The organism is Kitasatospora sp. NPDC004531, from assembly GCF_053602195.1.
In genome coordinates, this window is sequence record NZ_JBSGDD010000038.1 from 1 (window position 1) to 23,834 (window position 23,834).

General features: G+C 73.1%; 23 protein-coding genes. 7 read left to right on the plus strand and 16 right to left on the minus strand.

What is annotated here, in order from left to right; translation table 11 throughout:
* Positions 1–183: 183 nt before the first annotated feature.
* On the minus strand, positions 184–1,323 hold the full coding sequence (locus ACWEMJ_RS17315) for an LCP family protein (protein WP_452137899.1): 1,140 nt from the start codon (positions 1,321–1,323) through the stop codon (positions 184–186).
* Between the two features lie 139 nt (positions 1,324–1,462).
* Between ACWEMJ_RS17315 and ACWEMJ_RS17320 the strand changes: the two genes are divergently transcribed.
* Both ACWEMJ_RS17320 and ACWEMJ_RS17325 read left to right on the plus strand, forming a co-directional pair.
* Entirely contained in the window at positions 1,463–2,806 is a 1,344-nt protein-coding gene (locus ACWEMJ_RS17320) for a UDP-glucose dehydrogenase family protein (protein WP_452137900.1), read from the plus strand.
* A gap of 28 nt (positions 2,807–2,834) precedes the next feature.
* Complete coding sequence (locus tag ACWEMJ_RS17325; protein ID WP_452137901.1) at positions 2,835–3,242, plus strand: CoA-binding protein; 408 nt, start codon at positions 2,835–2,837, stop codon at positions 3,240–3,242.
* A gap of 7 nt (positions 3,243–3,249) precedes the next feature.
* Here ACWEMJ_RS17325 and ACWEMJ_RS17330 read toward each other — a convergent pair whose 3' ends face one another.
* Genes ACWEMJ_RS17330 through purE form a run of 3 tightly spaced genes read right to left on the minus strand, consistent with a single transcriptional unit; the run spans position 3,250 to position 5,865 of the window.
* The gene (locus ACWEMJ_RS17330) at positions 3,250–4,074 is read right to left on the minus strand and encodes a MerR family transcriptional regulator (RefSeq protein ID WP_452137902.1); all 825 of its coding nucleotides are present in this window, start codon (positions 4,072–4,074) and stop codon (positions 3,250–3,252) included.
* Between the two features lie 47 nt (positions 4,075–4,121).
* Complete coding sequence (locus tag ACWEMJ_RS17335; protein ID WP_452137903.1) at positions 4,122–5,315, minus strand: dipeptidase; 1,194 nt, start codon at positions 5,313–5,315, stop codon at positions 4,122–4,124.
* Between the two features lie 19 nt (positions 5,316–5,334).
* Positions 5,335–5,865: a 5-(carboxyamino)imidazole ribonucleotide mutase gene (gene purE, locus ACWEMJ_RS17340; protein ID WP_452137904.1), complete on the minus strand. Its 531-nt coding sequence runs from the start codon at positions 5,863–5,865 to the stop codon at positions 5,335–5,337.
* A 58-nt stretch (positions 5,866–5,923) separates the two neighbouring features.
* On the opposite strand from purE, the gene ACWEMJ_RS17345 reads away from it, so the two are divergent.
* Positions 5,924–7,216: an RNA-guided endonuclease InsQ/TnpB family protein gene (locus ACWEMJ_RS17345; protein ID WP_452137905.1), complete on the plus strand. Its 1,293-nt coding sequence runs from the start codon at positions 5,924–5,926 to the stop codon at positions 7,214–7,216.
* On the opposite strand, the gene ACWEMJ_RS17350 is transcribed toward ACWEMJ_RS17345, so the two are convergent.
* Entirely contained in the window at positions 7,206–8,363 is a 1,158-nt protein-coding gene (locus tag ACWEMJ_RS17350; RefSeq protein ID WP_452137906.1) for a 5-(carboxyamino)imidazole ribonucleotide synthase, read from the minus strand. The two genes, ACWEMJ_RS17345 and ACWEMJ_RS17350, sit on opposite strands and share 11 nt — an antisense overlap.
* 163 nt (positions 8,364–8,526) lie before the next feature.
* On the opposite strand from ACWEMJ_RS17350, the gene ACWEMJ_RS17355 reads away from it, so the two are divergent.
* A complete protein-coding gene (locus tag ACWEMJ_RS17355; RefSeq protein ID WP_452137907.1) occupies positions 8,527–9,048 on the plus strand; it encodes a GtrA family protein in 522 nt (173 codons plus the stop codon).
* A gap of 1 nt (position 9,049) precedes the next feature.
* On the opposite strand, the gene ACWEMJ_RS17360 is transcribed toward ACWEMJ_RS17355, so the two are convergent.
* Entirely contained in the window at positions 9,050–10,288 is a 1,239-nt protein-coding gene (locus ACWEMJ_RS17360; protein ID WP_452137908.1) for an ATP-binding protein, read from the minus strand.
* A gap of 13 nt (positions 10,289–10,301) precedes the next feature.
* Entirely contained in the window at positions 10,302–10,976 is a 675-nt protein-coding gene (locus tag ACWEMJ_RS17365) for a response regulator transcription factor (protein WP_285740005.1), read from the minus strand.
* A 317-nt stretch (positions 10,977–11,293) separates the two neighbouring features.
* Here ACWEMJ_RS17365 and ACWEMJ_RS17370 point away from each other — a divergent pair, with 317 nt between their 5' ends.
* Positions 11,294–12,802: a peptide MFS transporter gene (locus ACWEMJ_RS17370; RefSeq protein ID WP_452137909.1), complete on the plus strand. Its 1,509-nt coding sequence runs from the start codon at positions 11,294–11,296 to the stop codon at positions 12,800–12,802.
* On the opposite strand, the gene hutI is transcribed toward ACWEMJ_RS17370, so the two are convergent.
* The 9 genes from hutI to hutH form a co-directional block, all read right to left on the minus strand.
* Positions 12,799–13,965, minus strand: coding sequence for an imidazolonepropionase (gene hutI, locus ACWEMJ_RS17375; RefSeq protein ID WP_452137910.1), 1,167 nt, complete (start codon positions 13,963–13,965; stop codon positions 12,799–12,801). The two genes, ACWEMJ_RS17370 and hutI, sit on opposite strands and share 4 nt — an antisense overlap.
* Positions 13,966–14,048: 83 nt before the next feature.
* On the minus strand, positions 14,049–15,401 hold the full coding sequence (locus ACWEMJ_RS17380) for a formimidoylglutamate deiminase (RefSeq protein WP_452137911.1): 1,353 nt from the start codon (positions 15,399–15,401) through the stop codon (positions 14,049–14,051).
* The gene (locus ACWEMJ_RS17385; RefSeq protein WP_452137954.1) at positions 15,386–16,573 is read right to left on the minus strand and encodes an allantoate amidohydrolase; all 1,188 of its coding nucleotides are present in this window, start codon (positions 16,571–16,573) and stop codon (positions 15,386–15,388) included. Before ACWEMJ_RS17385 ends, ACWEMJ_RS17380 begins: the two co-directional genes overlap by 16 nt.
* Positions 16,574–16,590: 17 nt before the next feature.
* Entirely contained in the window at positions 16,591–18,258 is a 1,668-nt protein-coding gene (gene hutU / locus ACWEMJ_RS17390) for a urocanate hydratase (protein WP_452137912.1), read from the minus strand.
* A gap of 107 nt (positions 18,259–18,365) precedes the next feature.
* On the minus strand, positions 18,366–18,683 hold the full coding sequence (locus ACWEMJ_RS17395) for an SHOCT domain-containing protein (protein WP_452137913.1): 318 nt from the start codon (positions 18,681–18,683) through the stop codon (positions 18,366–18,368).
* A gap of 80 nt (positions 18,684–18,763) precedes the next feature.
* Positions 18,764–19,351 (minus strand): hypothetical protein, encoded by a 588-nt coding sequence (locus ACWEMJ_RS17400; RefSeq protein ID WP_452137914.1) that lies wholly within the window; start codon positions 19,349–19,351, stop codon positions 18,764–18,766.
* Positions 19,352–19,398: 47 nt separating this feature from the next.
* Positions 19,399–19,740: a hypothetical protein gene (locus ACWEMJ_RS17405; RefSeq protein WP_452137915.1), complete on the minus strand. Its 342-nt coding sequence runs from the start codon at positions 19,738–19,740 to the stop codon at positions 19,399–19,401.
* Positions 19,741–19,844: 104 nt separating this feature from the next.
* Complete coding sequence (locus ACWEMJ_RS17410; protein ID WP_452137916.1) at positions 19,845–20,717, minus strand: MurR/RpiR family transcriptional regulator; 873 nt, start codon at positions 20,715–20,717, stop codon at positions 19,845–19,847.
* A gap of 148 nt (positions 20,718–20,865) precedes the next feature.
* Positions 20,866–22,434, minus strand: a complete 1,569-nt coding sequence (gene hutH, locus ACWEMJ_RS17415) for a histidine ammonia-lyase (RefSeq protein WP_452137917.1) — start codon at positions 22,432–22,434, stop codon at positions 20,866–20,868.
* Positions 22,435–22,528: 94 nt separating this feature from the next.
* On the opposite strand from hutH, the gene ACWEMJ_RS17420 reads away from it, so the two are divergent.
* Both ACWEMJ_RS17420 and fdhD read left to right on the plus strand, forming a co-directional pair.
* The gene (locus ACWEMJ_RS17420) at positions 22,529–22,972 is read left to right on the plus strand and encodes a hypothetical protein (protein ID WP_452137918.1); all 444 of its coding nucleotides are present in this window, start codon (positions 22,529–22,531) and stop codon (positions 22,970–22,972) included.
* A 28-nt stretch (positions 22,973–23,000) separates the two neighbouring features.
* Complete coding sequence (fdhD, locus tag ACWEMJ_RS17425; RefSeq protein ID WP_452137919.1) at positions 23,001–23,831, plus strand: formate dehydrogenase accessory sulfurtransferase FdhD; 831 nt, start codon at positions 23,001–23,003, stop codon at positions 23,829–23,831.
* Positions 23,832–23,834: the final 3 nt, after the last annotated feature.

The window sequence follows — 23,834 nt, forward strand, 5'->3', positions numbered from 1 at the left end:
CCGCCGCGAACGGGGCGATCTTCGCCTCCGCCAGCGAACGCACCGACTCACGGAGCATCTCGTGCTCCTCGCCCAGCCGGTAGAGGTCGAAGTCCGCTCCGGAGTTGCCCGCCATCTGCTCTGCCCCTTGCGCTAGTTACCGCCGAGTAATGAACCGGGGCCATCCTAGGCTCGCGGGGCCCGTCAGTCGACGCTGTCGCCGAGGGTGTCCGCGCTGGTGCGGTGCTGGGCGAGGTACTCGTCCATCCGGTCGCCGCGCATCGCGTCCCAGAGCAGGCCGGCCGCGCCGCTGTCCATCCGGACCACGGACTGGCCGTCGACGGAGTCGAAGCCGCCGAACGGGGCGTTCAGGAAGTGGACGCCGTCGGGGCGCACCCCGCGCAGGCTCCAGGCGAGGTCGTAGAGGTCGGTGTTGCTGAGCCGGTCGTCGACCGAGACCACGTCGCCGACGGTGCCGAGCAGGCCGGTGAGCCTGCCGGGGCTGGAGAGGGTGCCGGAGTCCATGGTGCGCAGCATCAGCGCGCGCAGGAAGTTCTGCTGGCGCTTGGTGCGGTCGAGGTCGCCGTTGGGCAGGCCGTGGCGTTCGCGGACGTAGAGCAGGGCCTCGGCGCCGTCCATGTGGTGGGTGCCGGCCAGCCACTCGCGGGCGTCGCCCTTGGCCTCGATGGTGCGCGGGATCGTGATGTCGACGCCGCCGACGGCGTCGGTGAGGGCGCGGAAGCCGTTCCAGTCGATCACCGCGACGTGGTCGATCCGGATGTGGGTGAGGTCCTGGACGGTCTGCACCATCAGTGCGGGCCCGCCCCAGGAGTAGGCGGCGTTGATCTTCGCGTTGCCGTGCCCGGGGACGGGCACCCAGGTGTCGCGCGGGATGGACACCACCGAGACCGACTTCCGGTCGGCGGAGATGTGCATCAGCATCATGGTGTCGCTGCGCTGCGCGCCGAGCTGCCAGGCCGGGGCCTTCGCGCCCTGCCCGGTGGTGGCCTGGTCGGCGCGGGCGTCCAGGCCGACCAGCAGGAAGGTCTGGCCGGTGTGCGGGACGGCGGTGGGCTGCCCGGCGGCGCCGGTGGGGAAGGCGTTCGGGATCCGTTCCACCGAGGACGCGTAGTGGTCGGCCGTCCACGCCAGGACGCCCAGGCCGCCGCCGAACAGCACCAGCAGCACGGCGAGGGTCCACAGCAGCAGCCGGCGGCCCCGGCGGCGGCGCGGCGCGGTGTCGGCGTCCGGCCCGGTCTCGTCGAAGGAATCGTCGTCGCGGTCGAAGATGCTGAGCGGTGCCTGGTCCTCGTCGGCCCGGTCCGGCCGGTCCTCGGCAGTCATGCGCGCATTGTGAACCTTTCGTACGGGCTTTCGGGCGGAAACCGTGAAATCGGCGGATCCGGCAGGTGACAGCGGTACCGATACCATCTGTGCGTGCGGCCGTCGCACTGCCTGAACGGCCCGAACGAAGGGAACGCCCGTGGCTCCGCGCATCACGGTGATCGGTACCGGCTACCTGGGCGCCACGCATGCCGCGTGCATGGCCGAGCTCGGCTTCGAGGTCCTCGGGCTGGACATCGACCGCGACAAGCTGACGGCGCTGGCCGCCGGCCGGGTGCCGATGTTCGAACCCGGGCTGTCCGAGCTGCTGCTCAAGCACGTGGCGGGGCACGAGGGCTCGACCGGGCGGCTGCGGTTCACCGACTCCTGGGAGGAGGTGGCGGCCTTCGGCGACGTGCACTTCGTCTGCGTGAACACCCCGCAGCGCAAGGGCGAGTTCGCGGCCGACATGAGCTACGTGGACAGCGCGGTGGACTCGCTGGCCCCGCACCTGGACCGGCCCGCCCTGGTGGTCGGCAAGTCCACCGTGCCGGTGGGCTCGGCGAACCGGCTGGCGGAGCGCCTGGCGGCGCTGGCCCCGGCCGGCGAGCAGGTCGAGCTGGCGTGGAACCCGGAGTTCCTGCGCGAGGGCTTCGCGGTCGGCGACACCCTGCACCCGGACCGCCTGGTGGTGGGCGTGCGCAGCGAGCGCGCCGAGCAGGTGCTGCGCGAGGTGTACGCGGGCCCGATCGCGGACGGCGTGCCGTTCGTGGTGACCGACTTCGCGACCGCCGAGCTGGTGAAGGCCGCCGCGAACTCCTTCCTGGCCACCAAGATCTCGTTCATCAACGCGATGGCCGAGGTCTGCGAGAGCGCCGGCGCGGACGTGGTGCAGCTGTCCAAGGCGCTGTCCTACGACGCCCGGATCGGCGGCAAGTTCCTGAACGCCGGGCTCGGCTTCGGCGGCGGCTGCCTGCCCAAGGACATCCGGGCGTTCATGGCCCGGGCCGGGGAGCTGGGCGCCGACCAGGCGCTGACCTTCCTGCGCGAGGTCGACTCGATCAACATGCGGCGCCGCTCCCGGATGGTGGAGCTGGCCCGCGAGCAGTGCGGCGGCGGCTTCCTGGGCCGCCGGGTCGCGGTGCTGGGCGCGGCGTTCAAGCCGAACTCGGACGACATCCGGGACTCGCCGGCGCTGAACGTCGCCGGGCAGATCCAGCTGCAGGGCGCCCAGGTGACGGTGTACGACCCGAAGGCGATGGACAACGCCCGCAAGATGTTCCCCAGCCTGTCGTACGCGTCCTCCGCGCTGGAGGCCGTGCAGGGCGCGCACGTGGTGCTGCACCTGACCGAGTGGCAGGAGTTCCGCGAGCTGGACCCGGCGGAGGTCGGTGCGCTGGTCGCCGAGCGCCGCCTGCTGGACGGCCGCAACGTGCTGGACGGCGAGGCCTGGCGGGCCGCCGGCTGGACGTACCGGGCGATGGGCCGGCCGTTCGCGGAATGACCGCTCCGGTGGCGTCGTTGGCCCTGGCATGAGCTACGGAGACGACGCCACCGTCCGGAAGATCCTCACCTCCTCGGGCGACACCTGGGCCGTGGTCGGCCTGTCCACCAACACCGGGCGCGCCGCGTACGGGGTGGCCCGGGTGCTCCAGCAGGCCGGCAAGCGGATCGTGCCGGTGCACCCGAAGGCCGAGACGGTGCTCGGCGAGCAGGGCTACGCCTCGCTCGCCGAGATCCCGTTCCCGGTCGACGTGGTGGACGTGTTCGTCAACTCCGAGCTGGCCGGCGAGGTCGCCGACCAGGCGGTGGCGAAGGGTGCCAAGGCCGTCTGGTTCCAGCTCGGGGTGGTCGACGAGGCCGCCTTCGACCGCACCCGGGCCGCCGGGCTGGACATGGTGATGGACCGCTGCCCGGCGATCGAGCTGCCCCGCCTGTAGCGGTGCGTCAGGCGCCGACGGGGAAGGCGATGTCGCAGACCTCGTCGGCGGGGGCGGCGCTCGCCCAGTCGGCGAAGTACACCTCGCGGCCCGGGCCGGTGCGCCGGGTGCCCGCCTGCTCCATCCAGGCGCACACCGCGTCGTAGGCGGACAGGATCTGCGGGTACTCCACCTGGGCCTTGGTGATGGTGGTGTACGCCTCCCGGTGCGCCGGCTCGATCCGGTGCGCGGCGGTCAGGCCCTCCGCGCGGGCCGGGTCGATCGGGACGCAGACCTCGACCGGGCCGTCGTTGTCCTCGTCGACCTGGCCGTGGTAGATCACGAACGGCGCGGCGGCGACACCGCCGTGGGCCGCCGCGATCGCCGCCAGCCGCTCGGTCGCCTCCGGGATGAAGGCGTCCAGCTCCTGGGGCTTGGCCCGGCGCTGCTCGGTGAGCACCAACTGCTCGGGCACGTCACGCTGTTCGATGCGGTACATCTCGTCGATTCCTTCCAGACCGCTGAGTTGGACGCGGAGGTGATCGGCCAGCGCCCGCTGCGAGACGGTGCGCCGTTCCACGGCCGCCCAGTACCCGGCGACCCGCTCGGCCGCCGCGGGGCCCGGCAGGGCGAGCACCTCGGCGACCGTGGCGAGCGGCATGTCCAGCCCGCGCAGCCGGACGATCAGCCGCGCGGTGGCCAGCCGGCCGGCCCGGTAGTACCGGTAGCCGGTGTCCGGGTCGACCCGGTCCGGCGGCAGCAGGCCCTGCCGGTCGTACAGTCGCAGCGCCTTCGGCGACAGCAGGCCCCGGCGGGCGAACTCGCCGGTGGTGAGCAGCCGTTCTTCCTCCACGCCGGTCAGCGTGGGGTCTGCCCCAGGGGCAGGGTCAAGCCGGTGGTTCACGCGCCGTCCAGCTGCTCCCGGGTGGCGATCGACGGCCCGCGTTCGGCCCGCAGCCGGCCGGCCACCGTCTCGGCGTCGCGCAGCACCCGGACGGCGTTGTGCCAGGTGAGCTTGGCGAGGTCGGCCTCGGACCAGCCGCGGTGCAGGAGTTCGGCGAGCAGCGCCGGGTAGCCGGCCACGTCGTCCAGGCCGGCGGGGGTGAACGGGGTGCCGTCGAAGTCGCCGCCGATGCCGAGGTGGTCGATGCCGGCGACCTCGCGCATGTGGTCGAGGTGGTCGGCGACGTGCGCGACGGTGGCGATCGGGCGCGGGCGGGTCTCGGCGAAGGCCCGCTGCACGGCCCGGCCCTCCGGGGAGGTGTCGAACGGGCTGAAGCCGTGCGCGGTCATGTTGGCGTCGGCGGCGTACGTCCACTCGATCGCGTCGGCCAGCACGAACATCGGCACGAAGGTGACCATCGCGACGCCGCCGTTGCCGGGCAGCGCGGCGAGCACGTCGTCGGGGATGTTGCGCGGGTGGTCGCAGACCGCGCGGGAGGAGGAGTGCGAGAACAGCACGGGGGCCTCGGAGACCCGCAGCGCGTCGCGCATGGTGTCGGGCGAGACGTGCGACAGGTCGACCAGCATGCCGAGCCGGTTCATCTCCCGGACCACCTCCTCGCCGAACCTGGTGAGGCCGTTGTGCACGGGCTTGTCGGTGGCCGAATCGGCCCACGGCACATTGGAGTTGTGGGTCAGCGTCAGGTAGCGCACGCCGAGCTCGTACAGCGCCCGCAGGGTGGCCAGCGAGGAGTTGACGGAGTGCCCGCCCTCGGCGCCCATCAGCGAGGCGATCCGGCCCTCGGCGCGGGCGGCCTCCAGGTCGTCGGCGGTCAGCGCGAGCCGCAGCTCCGCCGGGTGGCGCTCGGTCATCGCCCGGACGAAGTCGATCTGCTCCAGGGTCGCGCTGACGGCGCCGTCCCCGGCCAGCTCGGCGGGCACGAACACCGACCAGAACTGCGCACCGACCCCGCCCGCGCGCAGGCGGCCGAAGTCGGTGTGCAGCCGGTGGCTCTGATCGGCCGCCAGGTCGACGGCGTCCATGTCGTAGCCGGCGATGGCGCGCATCGCCCACGGCAGGTCGTTGTGGCCGTCCACCACGGGGGCGGTGCGGAGGACGGCCCTGGCACGCTCGATCAGTTCGGGAGTCATCCTCCCGTTCTACTACGTACTACTGCTTGCCGAAGCCGAACGATTCGTTTCCCGCCACCTTGGCCCGGAGCTTGCGGCCCTTCTCGGTCGCCTGGCTGTTCAGCTCGGCCTGGAACTCGACCATCTTCTCGGCCAGTTCGGCGTCGAACGCGGCCAGCATCCGCACCGCGAGCAGCCCCGCGTTGCGCGCCCCGGCCACCGAGACCGTCGCCACCGGCACCCCGGCCGGCATCTGCACGATCGACAGCAGGCTGTCCATCCCGTCCAGGTACCGCAGCGGCACCGGCACCCCGATCACCGGCAGCGGCGTCACCGACGCCAGCATCCCGGGCAGGTGCGCCGCCCCGCCGGCCCCGGCGATGATCGCCTTCAGCCCGCGCCCGTGCGCCCGCTCCCCGTACGCCACCATCTCCCGCGGCATCCGGTGCGCCGACACCACGTCGACCTCGTACGGAATCTCGAACTCGTCGAGCGCCTGCGCGGCAGCCTCCATCACGGGCCAGTCGGAGTCCGAGCCCATCACGATGCCGACAAGGGGTGCCTGGGTCATAACAGTCCTTTCATGGGTGCCCACGGCATCGGCCGGGGCGAGGACGCCACCTGACGCAGTGTCAGTGGCGGGTTCTAACGTGTGGGTCGTGAGTGCCGTTCACGTCAAGCGGGCGTTCCGGTTCCGCTTCTACCCGACCGATGCGCAGGCGGCCGAGCTGCTGCGCACGTTCGGATGCGTGCGTCTCGTCTACAACCGGGCGCTGGCGGCCCGCTCCGAAGCCTGGACGGCTCGCGGCGAGCGGGTGGGCTACGGCGCGACGTCGGCGATGCTGACGGCCTGGAAGCGGACCGAGGAACTGTCGTTCCTCACCGAGGTGTCCTCCGTTCCCCTGCAGCAGGCCCTGCGGCACTTGCAGGCGGCGTTCACCAACTTCTGGCAGAGGCGGGCGAATCACCCCCGGTTCAAGTCGAAGAAGCGGTCTCGTGACAGTGCCGAGTACACCCGCTCCGCATTCCGCTACCGGGACGGACGGCTGACGCTGGCGAAGATGGCCGGGCCGCTCGACATCGCCTGGTCGCGGCCACTGCCCGAGGGCGCCGCCCCGTCCACCGTGACCGTCTCGCGGGACGCGGCGGACCGGTGGTTCGTGTCGATGCTGTGCGACGACCCGGGCGTCCGACCGCTGCCGGCGGTGGACACGGCTGTGGGACTGGATCTCGGCGTCACGTCCCTGGTGACTCTCTCCACCGGCGAGAAGATCCCCAATCCCGGGCACGAACGCGGCGCCCGGAAACGGCTGGCCAGAGCCCAGCGAGCGCTCGCACGCAAGGCGCCGGGATCGGCGAACCGGGAGAAGGCACGACGCAGGGTGGCCCGCCTCCACGCGCAGATCGCCGACCGCCGCCGGGACCACCTGCACAAGCTCACCACTCGACTCGTCCGCGAGAACCAAACGGTCGTGGTCGAGGACCTGCCGGTCCGCAGCCTGCTCAGGAACCGGCGGCTCTCCCGCGCGGTCGCGGACTGCGCCTGGAGCGAGCTGCGGGCCATGTTGGCGTACAAGTGCGCCTGGTACGGCCGCGAGCTGATCACCGTCGACCGGTGGTTCCCCAGCTCCAGGCTGTGCGGCGGGTGCGGAAGCGTCCGCGCCTCCCTGCCCCTGAACGTCCGCGACTGGACGTGCGACTGCGGTGCGGTCCACGACCGGGACGTCAACGCGGCACGCAACATCCTGGCCGCCGGGCCGGCGGCAGCAGCCTGTGGAGACGGCGTAGGACCTCAACGGAGCACTCCGGGCGGGCAGTCGTCGATGAAGCAGGAAGTCGTCCCACCGCCGCGCTCACGCGCGGCGGCTCGGTCGCGAGGCCGAGGGACCCCCTCCGAGGAGGAGGGGAAGGTCAATCGGTGATCGTTCCTCGCAGGTAGGCGGCCGCGTGGCGGGCGCGTTCGCGGGTGTCTTCGAGGGATTCCCCGGAGACGTTGACGTGGCCGACCTTGCGGCCGGGCTTCACGTCCTTTCCGTACATGTGGATCTTGAGGCCGGGGTCGCGGGCCATGCAGTGCAGGAAGGGGTGGTACATGTCGGGGTAGTCGCCGCCGAGGACGTTGACCATGACGGTCCACTTGGCGCGGGGGCGGGGGTCGCCGAGGGGGAGGTCGAGGACGGCGCGGAGGTGGTTCTCGAACTGGGAGGTGACGGCGCCGTCCTGGGTCCAGTGGCCGGAGTTGTGCGGGCGCATGGCGAGTTCGTTGACCAGGATGCGGCCGTCGCGGGTCTGGAAGAGCTCGACGGCGAGGTGGCCGGTGATGTCGAGTTCGCCGGCGATCCGGAGGGCGAGCTGCTGGGCCTCGTCGGAGAGGGCGGGGTCGAGGTCGGGCGCGGGGGCGGTGACCTCGGCGCAGATGCCGTTCTCCTGGACGGACTCGACGACCGGGTAGGCGACGGCCTGCCCGCTGGGCGAGCGCACCACGTTGGCGGCGAGTTCGCGGACGAAGTCGACCTTCTCCTCGGCGAGGACGGGAACGCCCGCGAGGAACGGGGCGGCGGCCCCGGCCTCGTCCTCGACGACCCAGACGCCCTTGCCGTCGTAGCCGCCGCGCACGGTCTTCAGGACGACGGGGTAGCCGTCGCCCTCGGCGGCGAACGCGGTGACGTCGGCCGGGTCGGCGACGATCCGGTGCCGGGGGCAGGGGACGCCGATGGAGTCGAGCTTGGCCCGCATGACGCCCTTGTCCTGGGCGTTGACGAGCGCCTCGGGGCCGGGCCGGACGGCGACGCCCTCGGCCTGCAGGGCGCGCAGGTGCTCGGTGGGCACGTGCTCGTGGTCGAAGGTGATGACGTCGCAGCCGGCGGCGAAGGCCCGCAGCACGTCGAGGTCGCGGTAGTCGCCGTACTCGGTGGTGCCGACCACCTGCGCGGCCGACTCCTGGGGAGTGTCGGCGAGGAGCTTGAAGCGGATGCCCAGCGGGATGCCCGCCTGGTGCATCATGCGGGCGAGCTGCCCGCCGCCGATGACTCCGACCACTGGAAAGTTCGCATTGCCCGCTACAGTCACGCGCTCCAGGATATCGGGGCCGGTCAGCGGCCCGACACCGGCGTGCGCGGGGGGCTCACGCACCGGGCGTGGCACGGAGCACTCTGTAGGTGCGGGTAGCCTGGTGCGCCGGATCGCACGTCGCGACTTAATCCGATCATGTGAAGCATACGGAGCAGCCCGGATGACGAGCACTACAGAAGCGCGCCCCTCGTTGAACCAGCGGCTGCGCGGCCTGTCCCTGGAAGCGGTCGGCTTCGCGGTGATCGGCGCCTCGGGCGTGGTGGTCAACTTCGCCCTGTTCTGGATCCTCAACAACGTCATCGGCCTGGCCTCGCTGCGCTCCAACATCGCGGCCACCCTGGTGGCGATCTGCACCAACTACCTGGGCTACCGGTACTGGCTGTACAAGGACCGCGACGCGGCCTCCCGCAAGCGCGAGATCACGCTGTTCCTGCTGTTCAGCGGCATCGGCATGCTGATCGAGACCGGCACCCTCGGCTTCACCCAGTACGTGCTGGGCCTGGACACCCCGTTCGAGAAGCTGGGCGGCAAGTTCCTGGGCCTGGTGATCGCCACCGTCTTCCGCTTCATCTCCTACCGCACCTGGGTGTTCAAGGCGATGCCGGAGCTGGAGGACCCCGAGGTGGTGCAGGAGGCCGAGCTGCTGCTGGCCGCCGAGGAGAACCGCTCGCTCAGCAAGTGACCTACTCGCCCGCGTGGGCGAGGAACAGCGCGAACACCGGCGGCCGCAGCGACAGCAGTTCGAGGCGGCCGCCGTCGGCTTCCGCGAGGTCGCGGGCGACGGCGAGCCCGATGCCGGTGGAGTTGCGGCCGCTGACGGCCCGTTCGAAGACCCGGTTGCCGAGTTCGCGGGGCACGCCCGGCCCCTCGTCCTGGACCTCGACGACCACCGAGCTGCCGGAGCGCCGGGCCCGCAGGGTGATGGTGCCGGCGCCGTGCATCAGCGAGTTCTCGATCAGCGTGGCCAGCACCTGGGAGACGGTGCCGGGGGTGCCGATGACGCGGACGTCGCGCAGGCCCTCGACGACCAGTTGGCGTCCGCTGTCGCGGAGCGTCGGGCCCCACTCCTCGACCTGCTGCTTGAGCACCTCGTCCAGGCAGAAGCTCACGGCGGTGGGGTTGTTGGGGTCGCGCTGGTTGGTGAGCAGCCGCTGCACCACGTCGGTGAGCCGTTCGACCTGCTGGAGGCCGATGGTGGCCTCCTCGCGGACGGTGTCGGGGTCCTCGGCGAGGGTGGTGATCTCCTCCAGCCGCATGGACAGCGCGGTGAGCGGGGTGCGCAGCTGGTGCGAGGCGTCGGCGGCGAGCCGGCGTTCGGCGGTGAGCATCCGGGCGATGCGTTCCGCGCTGGTGTCCAACACCTCGGCGATCCGGTCGAGTTCGGGCACGCCGTAGCGGCGGCCCTGCGGCCGGGGGTCGCCCGAGCCGAGCCGTTCGGCGGTCTCGGCGAGTTCGGTGAGCGGCCGGGCGAGGCGTTTGGCCTGCCAGACGGCGAGCGCCACCGCGGCCTGGACGGCCAGCAGCGCGACCACGCCGAGCAGCAGCAGCATGTTGCCGATCTCGTGGTCGAGCGCGGTGCGGGACTGGACGACGGTGACTCTCTCGCCGCTGGCCCCGGTCTCGGTGGCGGTCAGCGCCGGCCCGTGGATCGGGCGGCCGAGGACGATCTGCGGCTGCGCGGGGATGTCCACGGTGACGTAGAAGTTCTCGGTCACCACGGCGGCGAACTTCTCGCCGCTGACCGGCTCGCCCGCGGCGAGCCGGCTCTCGACCAGTCCGAGCACCCGGACCGTCTCCGCGTCCACCCGGTCGTTGGCGGCGTTGACGATGGACTGCTTCTCGATCAGGGCCAGCGGCACGCAGAACACCGCGACCACCACCAGGACGACGCCCAGCAGTGAGTTGATCATCCTGCGCTTCACGCCGGGTGGTCCTTCAGTTCTTCTCGAAGCGGAAGCCGACGCCGCGCACGGTGGCGATGTAGCGCGGGTTGGCGGCGTCGTCGCCGAGCTTCTTGCGCAGCCAGGAGATGTGCATGTCCAGGGTCTTGGTGGAGGTCCACCAGGTGGTGTCCCAGACCTGGCGCATGATCTCCTCGCGGGTGACCACCCGCCCGGCGTCCCGGACCAGCACCCGGAGCAGCTCGAACTCCTTGGCGGAGAGGGTGAGTTCCTCCTCGCCGAGCCAGGCGCGGTGCGACTCGATGTCGATCTTCACGCCGTGCGCGCCGGTGGTCAGCTGGTCGACGTTGCCGCGCCGGAGCAGGGCACGGACGCGGGCCAGCAGCTCGGCGAGCCGGAACGGCTTGGTGACGTAGTCGTCGGCGCCGGCGTCCAGGCCGACGACGGTGTCCACCTCGTCGGCGCGGGCGGTGAGCACCAGGACCGGGAAGCTCTTGCCGTCGGCGCGCAGCCGCCGGCACACCTCCAGGCCGTCCATCTCGGGGAGCCCGAGGTCCAGCACGATCAGGTCGACGTCCTCGCCGAGACCGGCGCCCAGGGCGGCCGGTCCGTCTTCGCGGACGAGTACCTCGTAGCCCTCGCGGCGCAGGGCGCGGGCCAGCGGTTCGGAGATTGCCGGGTCGTCCTCGGCCAGCAGCACACAGGTCATAGGGGCGATGGTAGACCGCTCCGGGACGCCCGATCAGGGGGTCGCGAGGGCTTTCGACGCGCCCGGGCGGGGCGCTGTGAACACTGTCACAGGGCGTGATCGACTTGCGTTCGCGGGCATTTTCTGCAGCAACTGCACTTACATGGACATTCTTCGCACCGGCCTTGTCATCGCAGGCAATTCTCCCGCCAGAGCATCGAAAGGCACGGTGCCGGGGCGCTCTTCTTTACCTTCCGAATACCATTCACGCTCCGCAGTCGGCCGAACTCGCGACTTACAGTGGTGGAGAACCCGAGCAAGACAGGCAAGGAATCAGCATGGCTTCGAGCACCCTGGAGTCCGAGGTAGGGTCCTCCCCCTCCAACGGCCGGACCTTCTTCGGCCACCCCCGCGGCCTCGCGACCCTCTTCATGACGGAGACCTGGGAGCGCTTCAGCTTCTACGGCATGAAGGCCCTGCTGTACGTCTACATGACCACCGACAAGGCCCACGGCGGCCTGGAGCTGGGCATCGCCACCTCGGCGGCGGTGGTCTCGGTCTACACCGCGATGGTCTACCTGCTGGCGCTGCCCGGCGGCTGGCTCGCCGACCGCGTCCTGGGCGCCCGGCGCACCGTCATGGTCGGCGGCCTGACCGTCATCCTCGGACACTTCATGCTCGCGGTGCCCGGCACCGCCATGTTCTTCCTCGGACTGGTGCCGATCGCGATCGGCTCCGGCCTGATCAAGTCCAACATCTCGACCATGGTCGGCCACCTCTACGACGGGCCCAACGACCCGCGCCGGGACGGCGGCTTCACGATCTTCTACATGGGCATCAACCTCGGCTCGTTCTTCGCGCCGCTGGTGATCGGCACCATCGGCCAGAAGGTCAACTGGCACCTGGGCTTCGCGATGGCCGGCGTCGGCATGGCCCTCGGCCTGATCCAGTACCTGCTGGGCAGCCGGCACCTCAGCCCGCGTTCGAACGTGGTCTGCGCCCCGCTCGGCGCCGCCGAGCGCCGCACGCTGCTGCGCCGGGCCGGCCTCTGGCTGGCCGTCGCCGCGCTGTTCTACGGCAGCCTGGTGGGCACCGGGCACTTCACCTCCGGCTGGCTGATCTGGCCGCTGTCGCTGGCCGGCATCGCCATCCCCGTCGTGGTGTTCGCCCGGATCCGCCGGGACAAGGAGCTGACCGGCCAGGAGCGCTCCCGGATCAACGGCTACGTGTGGTTCTTCGTCGCCGCCGCGATCTTCTGGATGATCTACGACCAGTCCGCCTCGACGCTCACGCTGTTCGCCGAGCGGCACACCGACAAGGACCTGTTCGGCTTCTCGTTCCCGTCCAGCTGGTTCCAGTCGCTGAACCCGCTGTACATCATGGCGCTGGCCCCGGTCTTCGCCTGGCTGTGGAACGCCGCCGCCCGGCGGAACCGCAACCCCTCCACCACCGCCAAGTTCGCCTTCGGCCTGCTGATGATAGGCGCGTCGTTCCTGGTGATGATGCTGGCGATGGCCTCCGCGAGCGGCGACACCCGGGTCACCCCGCTGTGGCTGGCCGTGGTCTACCTGATCCAGACCGTCGGCGAGCTGACCCTCTCCCCCGTCGGCCTGTCCGTCACCACCAAGCTGGCACCCGCCAAGTACGCCAGCCAGATGATGGGCATCTGGTTCCTCGCCGTCACCGCCGGCGACTGCGTGGCGGCGATCGCCCAGCTGCTGCTCGGCGACCAGGTGGTCGGCTCCACCTGGTACTTCGCCGTCCAGGGCCTGCTGGCCGTCGCCGCGGGCATCGGCCTGTTCTCGGCCCGCGGCCGGGTCGGCGCGCTGATGGGCGACGTGCGCTAGATCCGGCGGACGCCGCCCTGCCAGACGGCGGCGGTGAGCGGGACGCCCGGGCGGTAGGCGAGGTGGACGTGGGAGGGGGCGTCCAGCAGCTGGAGGTCGGCGCGGGCGCCCGGGGCGATCCGGCCGACGTCGGTGCGGCGCAGGGCCAGCGCGCCGCCCGCGGTGGCGGCGTGCACGGCCTCGTCGGGGGTCATGCCCATCTCGCGCACCGCGACGGCGACGCAGAACGGCATCGAACTGGTGAAGCTGGAGCCGGGGTTGCAGTCCGTGGACAGCGCGACCCGCACCCCGGCGTCCAGCAGCCGCCGCGCGTCCGGGTAGGGCGCCCGGGTGGAGAACTCCGCGCCCGGCAGCAGCGTCGCCACGGTGTCGCCGTCGGCCAGCGCCGCCACGTCCTGGTCGGTCAGGTGGGTGCAGTGGTCGGCGGACGCCGCTCCCAGCTCCACCGCGAGCTGCACGCCCGGGCCGAAGGTCAGCTGGTTGGCGTGCACCCGGGGCCGCAGCCCCTTCGCCATCCCGGCCGTCAGCACCGCCCGCGCCTGGTCGCCGTCGAACGCGCCGCGCTCGCAGAACACGTCCACCCAGCGGGCGAACGGGGCGCAGGCCTCCAGCATCTCGCCGGTCACCAGCTCGACGTAGCCCGCCGGGTCGTCCGCGTACTCGGGGCCGACCACGTGCGCCCCGAGGTACGTCGTCTCCTCGGTGTGCCCGGCCGCGATCCGCAGCGAGCGGGCCTCGTCGGCGGTGCTCAGCCCGTAGCCCGACTTCACCTCGACCGTGGTGGTGCCCTGCCGCAGCATCTCGGCCAGGAACCGGGTCAGGTTGGCGTTCAGCTCGGCGTCGGAGGCGGCCCGGGTCGCCGCCACGGTGGTCCGGATGCCGCCGGCCGAGTACGCCCGGCCCTCCATCCGCGCGTTGAACTCGGCAGTGCGGTCGCCGGCGAACACCAGGTGCGAGTGGCTGTCCACGAACCCGGGCAGCAGCGCCCGCCCGGCCGCGTCCACCCGCTCGTCGGCGGCGGGGGCGTCGGCGGCGGGGCCCGCCCACGCCACCCGGTCGCCCTCGACGACCACGGCGGCGTCGGCGAGCAGGCCGAGCGGGCCTTCGCCGAGCGTCGGGTCGTTGGTGACCAGCGACCCGATATTGCTGATCAGCGTGCTCATGAAGCTGCCCTTCGTCGGTTGTCTGTGTCCTCGCCCCGTCGGGGGCGCGGGGAACTGCGCGAAACGGGCCCGGGAGGTCCGCCCTACCGCAGTGCGCCCACCGCCGACGCCATCGCCCGCGCGGGTTCCGGCACCAGCCGGTGCACCCCGTCCTCGACGATGTGCCGCCCGCCGACCACCACGTGCCGGACGTCCGCCGCGCCCGCCGCGAACACCGCGGTCTCCGCGCCCAGTTCCGGCGGCGGACCGGCCGTCCGGATGCTGTCCAGGGCGATCACACAGAAGTCGGCCAGGAAGCCGGCCTCCAGCCGCCCCGCCCCGTCCCAGCCGAGCGACGCGTGCCCGTCCTCGGTGCCCGCCCTGAGCAGCGCGTTCGCCGTCCAGTGGCCCCGGGTGCGGGTGCGCAGCCGTTCGTCGAGCTCCAGCGCCCGGGCCTCCTCGAACGGGTCGATGACGGCGTGGCTGTCGCTGCCGAGGGTGATCGGGCAGCCCGCGGCGGCCAGCCGCCGGGCGGGGCCGATGCCGTCGGCGAGGTCGCGTTCGGTGGTGGGGCACATGCAGACGGCGGTCGTGCTGTCGGACAGCAGCCGGACGTCCTCGTCCGTCAGGTGCGTCGCGTGCACCGCCGAGGTGCGCGGCCCGAGCACGCCGTGGTCGGCGAGCAGCCGGGTGGGGGTGACGCCGTGCGCGGCGAGGCAGGCGTCGTTCTCGGCGGGCTGCTCGGAGAGGTGGACGTGCAGCGGGGCCTTGCGCATCGCGGCCCAGTGCGCGACGGTGCCCAGCTGCCCGGCGGGGACGGCCCGCACGGAGTGCACGGCGGCGCCGATCCGGGCGTGCTCGGCGGCCGTCAGCGCGGAGGCCCGCTCGGCCCAGGCGTCCGCGGTGCCGTCGGAGAACCGCAGCTGTTCCCGGGTCGGCTCGGCGCCGAAGCCGGACGACAGGTAGCAGGTGTCGAGCAGGGTGATCCGGATGCCGGCCCGGGCGGCGGCCTCGATCAGCGCCCCGCCCATCGCGTTCGGGTCGTCGTACCGGACGCCGCCGGGCGCGTGGTGCAGGTAGTGGAACTCGCCGACGGCGGTGATGCCGGCCAGGGCCATCTCGGCGTACACGGCGGTGGCGAGCGCCAGGTAGCTGTCGGGGTCGAGCGCGGCGGCGACCCGGTACATGGTGTCGCGCCAGGTCCAGAACGTCCCGGAGCCGACCTGGACGGTGCCGCGCAGCGCCCGGTGGAAGGCGTGCGAGTGGGCGTTGGCGTGCCCGGGCAGGGCGAGGCCGGCCAGCCGGACGGCCCCGGGCGGGCAGGGGCCGCTGTCCGGGGTGACCTTGGCGATCCGCCCGCCGGGGCCGACGGCGATCAGCACCTCGCGCCCGACCGCGGGGCCGTCGGGGCCCGGCAGCCAGGCGTGTTCGGCCCAGTACGTCACGACGGGCGACATGCGAGGTCCTCCAGTACGTCGGCGAGGGCGGCGACTCCGGCGTGGCAGTCGGCCCGCTCGGCGTGTTCGGCCGGGGAGTGCGAGACCCCGCTGGGGTTGCGCACGAACAGCATGGCGGTCGGGACGGCGGACGCCAGGATGCCCGCGTCGTGTCCCGCCCCGGTGGGCAGCACGGGGGCGCCGAGCAGGCCGGCCAGGCGGTCGCGCAGCGGGCCGTCGAAGTCGACCACCGGCGTGTACGACTCGCGGGTCAACTCGACCCGCACGCCGTCGCGTTCGCCCCGCTCGACCGCCGACTTCCCGATCGCGTCGACCACGTCGCCCAGCGTCTGCTCGTCGGCGGCCCGGGAGTCGAGCCAGCCGCGCACCAGGGAGGCGATCGCGTTGGTGCCGTTGGGCTCGACCGCGACCTTGCCGAAGGTGGCGAGCGCCCCGGCGAGGCGGGCCTTCTTGCGGGCGGCGAGGACGGTGGTGGCGTAGGTGAGCATCGGGTCGCGGCGGTCGGCCAGCCGGGTGGTGCCGGCGTGGTTGGCCTCGCCGTGGAAGTCGAACCGCCAACGGCCGTGCGGCCAGATCGCGCTGGCCACGCCGACCGGCTGCTCGTCCGTCAGGTAGCGGCCCTGTTCGACGTGCAGCTCCACGAACGCGCCGATCCGGCCCAGCAGTTCGGGGTCGGCGCCCATCCGGGCCGGGTCGTGCCCGGCCCGGGTCATCGCGTCGGCCAGCCAGACCCCGTCGGCGTCGCGCAGCCGGTAGGCGGCGTCCCGGTCGAGGACGCCGGTGGCGAGCCGGGAGCCGACGCAGGCGACGCCGAACCGGGCGCCCTCCTCGTCGCCGAAGTTGGCGACGGCCAGCGGCCGGGTGAACTCGGCTCCGCGCGAACGGAGTTCGTCGAGCGCGGCGAAGGAGGAGATGACGCCGAGCGGGCCGTCGTAGGCGCCGCCGTCGGGGACGGAGTCCAGGTGCGAGCCGGTGACGACCGCGTCCCCGGCGGCCGGGTCGCCGAGCCAGGCCCACTGGTTGCCGTTGCGGTCCGTCTCGTAGCGCAGGCCGCGGGCCCGGGCCTGCTCCTCGAACCAGGCCCGGCATTCGGCGTCGGCGGAGTTCCAGGCGTGCCGGCGGTAGCCGCCGGTGGCGGCGGAGCGGCCCACGGGGAGCAGCTCCGCCCACATCGCGTCGAAGCCCTCGGTCACAGCTCCGCCATGGGAACGCGCACGCCACGCTCCTGGGCCACCTCGGCCGCCCGGTCGTACCCGGCGTCGACGTGCCGGATGACGCCCATGCCGGGGTCGTTGGTGAGGACGCGGCGGATCTTCTCGCCGGCCAGCGGGGTGCCGTCGGCGACGGTGACCTGCCCGGCGTGGATGGAGCGGCCGATGCCGACGCCGCCGCCGTGGTGGATGGACACCCAGGACGCGCCGGAGGCGACGTTGACCATGGCGTTCAGCAGCGGCCAGTCGGCGATCGCGTCGGAGCCGTCGAGCATCGCCTCGGTCTCCCGGTACGGGGAGGCGACGGAGCCGCAGTCGAGGTGGTCGCGGCCGATCACGATCGGCGCGGACAGCTCGCCGGAGGCGACCATGTCGTTGAACCGCTCGCCGGCCTTGTCGCGCTCGCCGTAGCCGAGCCAGCAGATCCGCGCGGGCAGGCCCTGGAAGTGCACCTTCTCCTGGGCCATCCTGATCCAGCGGTGCAGCGACTCGTTCTCCGGGAACAGGTCGAGGACGGCCTTGTCGGTCTTGTGGATGTCCTTCGGGTCGCCGGACAGCGCGGCCCAGCGGAACGGGCCCCGGCCCTCGCAGAACAGCGGCCGGATGTACGCGGGGACGAAGCCGGGGAAGGCGAACGCCCGGTCGTACCCGGCGAGTTGGGCCTCGCCGCGGATGGAGTTGCCGTAGTCGAAGACCTCCGCGCCGCGGTCCTGGAAGCCGACCATGGCCTCCACGTGCCGGGCCATCGACTCGCGGGCGCGCAGGGTGAACTCGGCGGGCTTCTCGGCCGCGTAGGTCGCCATGTCCTCGAAGGCGACGCCGGTCGGCAGGTAGGCCAGCGGGTCGTGGGCGCTGGTCTGGTCGGTGACGATGTCGATCGGGGCGTCCATCGCGAGCAGCTGCGGCAGCAGGTCGGCGGCGTTGCCGAGCAGGCCGATGGAGAGCGGCTGCCGCTTGTCGCGGGCCTCGGTGGCGAGCTGCAGCGCGTGGTCGAGGTTCGATGCCTCGACGTCGAGGTAGCGGTGCTCGATCCGGCGGGCGATCCGGGACGGGTCGCAGTCGACGCAGATCGCGACGCCGCCGTTCATGGTGACGGCCAGCGGCTGGGCGCCGCCCATGCCGCCGAGGCCGGCGGTGAGGGTGATGGTGCCTTCCAGCGTGCCGCCGAAGCGCTTGTCGGCGACGGCCGCGAAGGTCTCGTAGGTGCCCTGCAGGATGCCCTGGGTGCCGATGTAGATCCACGAACCGGCGGTCATCTGGCCGTACATGGTGAGGCCGAGCGACTCCAGGCGGCGGAACTCCTCCCAGTTCGCCCAGTCGCCGACCAGGTTGGAGTTGGCGATCAGCACGCGCGGCGCCCACTCGTGGGTCTGCATCACGCCGACCGGCCGGCCCGACTGGACCAGCATGGTCTCGTCCTGCTTGAGGCCCTGGAGGGTCCGCACCATGGCGTCGAAGGAGCGCCAGTCGCGGGCGGCCTTGCCGGTGCCGCCGTAGACCACCAGCTTGGACGGGTGCTCGGCGACCTCCGGGTCGAGGTTGTTCATCAGCATCCGCAGGGCGGCCTCCTGCTGCCAGCCCTGCGTGCTCAGCCCGGTGCCCCGCGCCGCGCGCACCTCGCGCGGGCCGCTCGCCTGCTCTGCCATGGACCAGCCTCCTTGCGGATGGATTCATTCACGATCAAGCAGAGTGAATATATCCAAACAGCCTGGGGCTGACCAGAGTTTCGGACGCCCGCGTCGACGCCCCTTCGTCAGCTCTTCCCCGGATCCCCCGGCCCACTCGGCGGCCCGTCCTCACCGCGCAGCGCCGCCAGCCGGTGCCGGTACTCCTCGACGTCGATCTCGCCCCGGGCCAGCCGCTCGGCCAGCACCCGCTCCGCCTCCGGGGCCGGGCCCTGCGGCGGACTCCCCCACCGCGGCCCGTCCGGCCACCCGCCCGCCCGGTGCGTCGCGGACGCGCGCCACAGCGCGGCCAGCACGACGATCACCAGCAGCACGACCAGCATGAACGTGATCCCGGGCAGCACCCACGACCAGCCGCCGTGGTGGTACCCGTGGTGCCAATACATGACCATCACCCGCCACCGCGCACCCGAACAGTGCGCCGCTTCCAGTCTGCGCCCCACCCGGCGGGCGGCGCTCGGCGGTGTCAGGCGGGGGTGGTGGACAGCAGCACGGGGGCGCCGCCGGAGACGTCGTAGACCTGGACGTCGGCGTCGGTGGTGACGACGATCCGGTCGGGGCCGTCCCAGGTCGCAGCCGTGAACAGGCCGTCGCCGGGCCACTTCCCGGCCTGGGCGTAGACCTGCCACCGCCGGGCCGACCAGCCGGAGCCGTCCTCCACCTCGACGGACCAGCCCTGGGACTCCGTCTCCAGGCCGATGCCCTGGTGCAGCACCCGCAGCACCCGCTCCGCGCCGCCGGGCGCGGCCTCGCGGTGCGCCACGGTGCGGTCGGGGCCGCCGTGGAACAGCGCCGGGGCGCAGGCCAGCACGCCCAGCATCCCGACCCGCACCAGCGTCACCGGCCACCCGGCGCGGTCGCTGCCGCTCCGGCGCAGCGCCGCCGACGCCGCCAGGAACAGCGCCGCGGCCGCCAGGCACAGCGTGACCGGCCGGCCGAGCAGGTCGGCCACCGCCGTCCGGCCGCCGGACCGGCCCTCCCACACGCCCCACCACGCGGCGGCCGCCGCCAGCACACCCCCGGCCGCGAACAGCCCGCCCAGCCACCTGCGCATCGGTCCCCCTCCCCCGGTCATCCTAGGGCCGGCCGGCCGACCCGCCGTCAGGCGGCCGCGTCGCCGTCCCAGTCGATGCCGATCTCGGCGAGCCAGCGGCGGTCCTCCGCGTCGGGTTGCGGGGTCGGCTCGCCGGGGCGGGGCGCGGGGCGCGGGATGTGCTGGACGGGGCCGACGCCGTAGCGGGCGGCGGCCTCTTCGGCGGCGGGGTCGCCGGGTTCCAGGACGCCGATGTGCACGGCTTCCTCGTCGCCCGGGTCGAGCACGGTGAGTTCGGGGTGCGGCGGGCGGCGCAGCGCGATGCGCCGGCCGCACTGCGGGCAGGACCATTCGTCGGCGCCGGAGCCGAGCCGGCCGGTGAGTCGCATCTGGTGGATCGGTGGTGGCATTGGACTTCCCCCGTCCAAAGCTGTCTTCGTCCCTAGGGGGAAGATGCCCGCCCGCGGCCGCTCGTCAACCCGGCGCAGGGGGGTCATTGGGCGAACAACCGGTGTCAGTCCAGGAACAGTTGACGGGCGGTCGCGGACTGCTCGATGGCTTCGAGCCGGGCCTCCGCGCCGGGGATCTCGTCGCACATGGCCTGCAGCAGGACCCGGCCGAGCACCATCGGGGCGCAGGCGGTGTCGAAGACCAGGCCGGTGCCGACGGCGGCGGGCAGCATCACGTCGGAGAGCTTGGCGACGGGCGAGAAGGCGGAGTCGGCGACGGTGAGGACGGTCAGGCCGCAGTCGCGGGCTACGGCGAGGGCGTCCATCAGCTCGCGCGGGTAGCGGGGCAGCGCGAAGCACAGCAGGGCGCTCGCTCCGGCGGAGACGGCCTGTTCGAGGCGGTCGGCGAGCATCGAGCCGCCCTCGTCGAGCAGCCGGATGTCGGGGTGGACCTTGGCGGCGAAGTAGGAGAAGCCGCGGGCCTGGGCGGAGGCGGCGCGCAGGCCGAGCACGGGCAGCGGGCGGGAGGCGGCGAGGAGCCGGGCGGCGCGGACGATCGGCGCGGGGTCGGCGAGCAACTCGGCGAGGTGCCGCAGGTGTTCGATCTCGGCGAGGACGGCCTGCTGGTGCTCGTTGCGGACCACGTCGTGGTGGCTCTCGGGCGCGCCGGCCTCGCCGACGCCGAGTTCGCGCAGCTGCCTGCGCAGCGCGGGGTAGCCGTCGTAGCCGAGCGCGACGGCGAACCGGGTGACGGACGGCTGGCTGACGCCGGCGAGTTCGGCGACCTCGACGCTGGACAGGAACGGCGCCTCGGTGGCGTGCCGGACCAGCGAGTGGGCGATCCGCCGCTGCGTGGGCGTCAGCCGGTGGCCCTCGAAGAGCTGGAGCAGCCGGGCGGAGGGACCGCTGCTCGTTCCGGTGTCGTCCAGGGCGGTCATCTCGGGTACCTCCACGCTCGGTTGGGCGGTCGCCGGTGGCTTCGGCGGTGGGACGACTGTGGCGCAGTCCCGGCAGGTGGGCAATGGCGTATCGCCAGCCGGGACGGGCGCGTTCGGACAGTAGTCCGCCGCGCCCGTCCCGTGTCGCCTACGCCAGCGGGCCGGTGACCTGCTGGACCGCCTCGATCAGCGCGCCGGAGGCGACCAGCGCGGCGGCGGCCTCCAGGTCCGGGGAGAGGAAGCGGTCGCGGCCGGGCCCGCCGACGCCGGCCCCCCGGGCGGCGGCGACGGCGGCGGCGGTCGCCGGGGCGAGCGCGCCGGGCTGCTCGGCGGCCTGCTCCCGGATCTCCAACGCCCGTGCGGAGGCGACGAGTTCGACGGCCAGGACGCGGCCGAGGTTGGCCACGGCCTGGCGCAGCTTGCGGGCGGCGGACCAGCCCATCGAGACGTGGTCCTCCTGCATCGCCGAGGACGGGATGGAGTCGACCGAGGCGGGCACGGCGAGCCGCTTGTTCTCGCTGACCAGCGCGGCCTGGGTGTACTGGGCGATCATCAGGCCGGAGTCCACGCCCGGGTCGTCGGCGAGGAACGCGGGCAGGCCGTGCGAGCGGGCCTTGTCGAGCAGCCGGTCGGTGCGGCGCTCGGAGATCGAGGCGAGGTCGGCGGCGGCGATCGCCAGGAAGTCCAGCACGTAGGCGACGGGCGCGCCGTGGAAGTTGCCGTTGGACTCGACCCGGCCGTCGGGCAGCACCACCGGGTTGTCGACGGACGCGGCGAGTTCGCGGTCGGCGACCAGCGCGGCGTGCGCCAGGGTGTCGCGGCCGGCGCCGGCCACCTGCGGGGCGCAGCGGATCGAGTAGGCGTCCTGGACGCGCGGGGCGTCGTCCTGGTGGTGGCCGGTGAGGCCGGAGCCGCGCAGCACGGCCAGCATGTTGGCGGCGGCGGCGGCCTGGCCGGGGTGCGGGCGGATCGGGGCGTGCAGGTCGGGCGCGAGCACCTTGTCGGTGCCGAGCAGCGCCTCCAGCGTCATCGCGGCGGTGATGTCGGCGGTGGTGTACAGGCGGCGGAGGTCGGCGAGGGCCATCACCAGCATGCCGAGCATGCCGTCGGTGCCGTTGATGAGGGCCAGGCCCTCCTTCTCCAGCAGTTCGACGGGTTCGATGCCGGCGGCGGCGAGCAGTTCGGCGGCGTCCTTCTCGACGCCGTCGGGGCCGAACGCGGTGCCCTCGCCCATCAGGACGAGCGCGCAGTGCGACAGCGGGGCGAGGTCGCCGGAGCAGCCGAGCGAGCCGAACTCCCTTACGGCGGGCGTGATGCGGGCGTTCAGCAGGGCGGCCATCGTCTCGGCGACCAGCGGGCGGACGCCGGTGCGGCCGGAGGCGAGCGTCTTCATCCGCAGGAACATCAGCGCCCGGACCACCTCGGTCTCCACCACCGGGCCCATGCCGGCGGCGTGCGAGCGCACCAGCGAGCGCTGCAGCTGGGCGCGCAGCTCGGGGCTGATGTGCCGCACGGCCAGCGCGCCGAACCCGGTGGAGACCCCGTACACCGGCCGCGGCTCGGCGGCGAGCGCGTCGATCCGGGCCCGCGCGGCCGCCATCTCGGCGAGCGCGTCCGCCCCGATCTCCACCCGGGCCCCGCCCCGGGCGACGGCGAGGACATCCTCGGCGCTGACGTCGGCCTTGCCGACCTGGACGACGACACTGTGCATATCCATATGCACATTCTCACCAGGTGAATTGGGATATGACAAGGTTCGGCCGGAAGCCGCGCCGCTGTGCTGCACCGACATCCGCGCCCGGGGGGACACGATGAACAGCCGAAGCAGCACGCTCCTGGTCAGAGCGGCCGGCTCCCGCACGAGGGAGGCCTGGAGCCGCGGCGAGCGCCGCCCGCGGCGCGCCCGCTACCGGGTGGACGCCGACGGCGCCGCCCTCGGCCTCGCCGAGCTCGACGAGGACACGCCCTTCGACCTCACCCCCGGCACCCACCGGATCCAGGTCCGGCTCGACCTGCCCTTCCCCGTCCGCCCGATCGTCCCGCTCCGCTCCGACGCCCTCGACGTCGACTTCCCCGCCGGCGGGCGGGTGGAGCTCGGCGTCCGCGTCACCCCGGCCGTGGCGGCCGTGGTGATACCCCCGGCGCTGTTCGTGATCACCGGCTCGCTCTGGGCGATGACCTCGATGGTCCCGCTCTTCGTCCTGCTGTTCTGCGTCCCGGGCACCCTGTTCAGGCTGCGCGCCGCCGCGCTCTGATTGACTGGCCCGCGGAGGTGCGAGACGGATGGCGCGGGCGACGGTGCGGCGGCGGGTGGTGCGGCTGGACGGCGGGGGGCGGGTGGTGCGGCCGGACAGTCTGGCGGCGGAGGAGCCGCTGGAGATCCGGGTCGGCGGGGAGGCGCTGACCGTCACCATGCGCACGCCCGGCCAGGACTTCGACCTGGTGGCGGGCTTCCTGGTCGGCGAGGGCCTGATCGGCGCCACCGAGGAGCTCGCCGCGCTGCGCTACTGCGCGGGCGCCGACGAGGACGGCGCCAACACCTACAACGTGGTGGACGCGACCGTCCGCACCGGCCGCCCGGCGCTGTCCGCGCACCGCAACCTGCTGACCACCAGCGCCTGCGGCCTGTGCGGGCGCGACACCGTGGACGCGGTGCGCACCCGCAGCCGCTGGGACGTCTCGGCCGACCCGCTGGTGCTCGACCCGGAGGTGCTGTACGCCCTGCCGGAGCGGCTGCGCGCCGCGCAGCGCACCTTCGAGTCCACCGGCGGCCTGCACGCGGCCGCGCTGTTCGCCGCCGACGGCGCCCTGCTGTGCGCGCGCGAGGACGTCGGCCGGCACAACGCGGTCGACAAGGTGGTCGGCTGGGCGCTGCGCGAGGGCCTGCTGCCGCTGCGCGGGCACGTACTGCTGGTCTCCGGCCGGGCGTCGTTCGAGCTGACCCAGAAGGCCGCGCTGGCCGGCCTGCCCGTGCTGGCGGCGGTCTCCGCGCCGTCCTCGCTGGCCGTGGACCTCGCGGAGGAGCTCGGCCTCACCCTGGTGGGCTTCCTGCGCGGGCGCACCGCGAACGTCTACACCCGTGCGGACCGGCTCGTCGCCGACCCGCACGGGTGAATT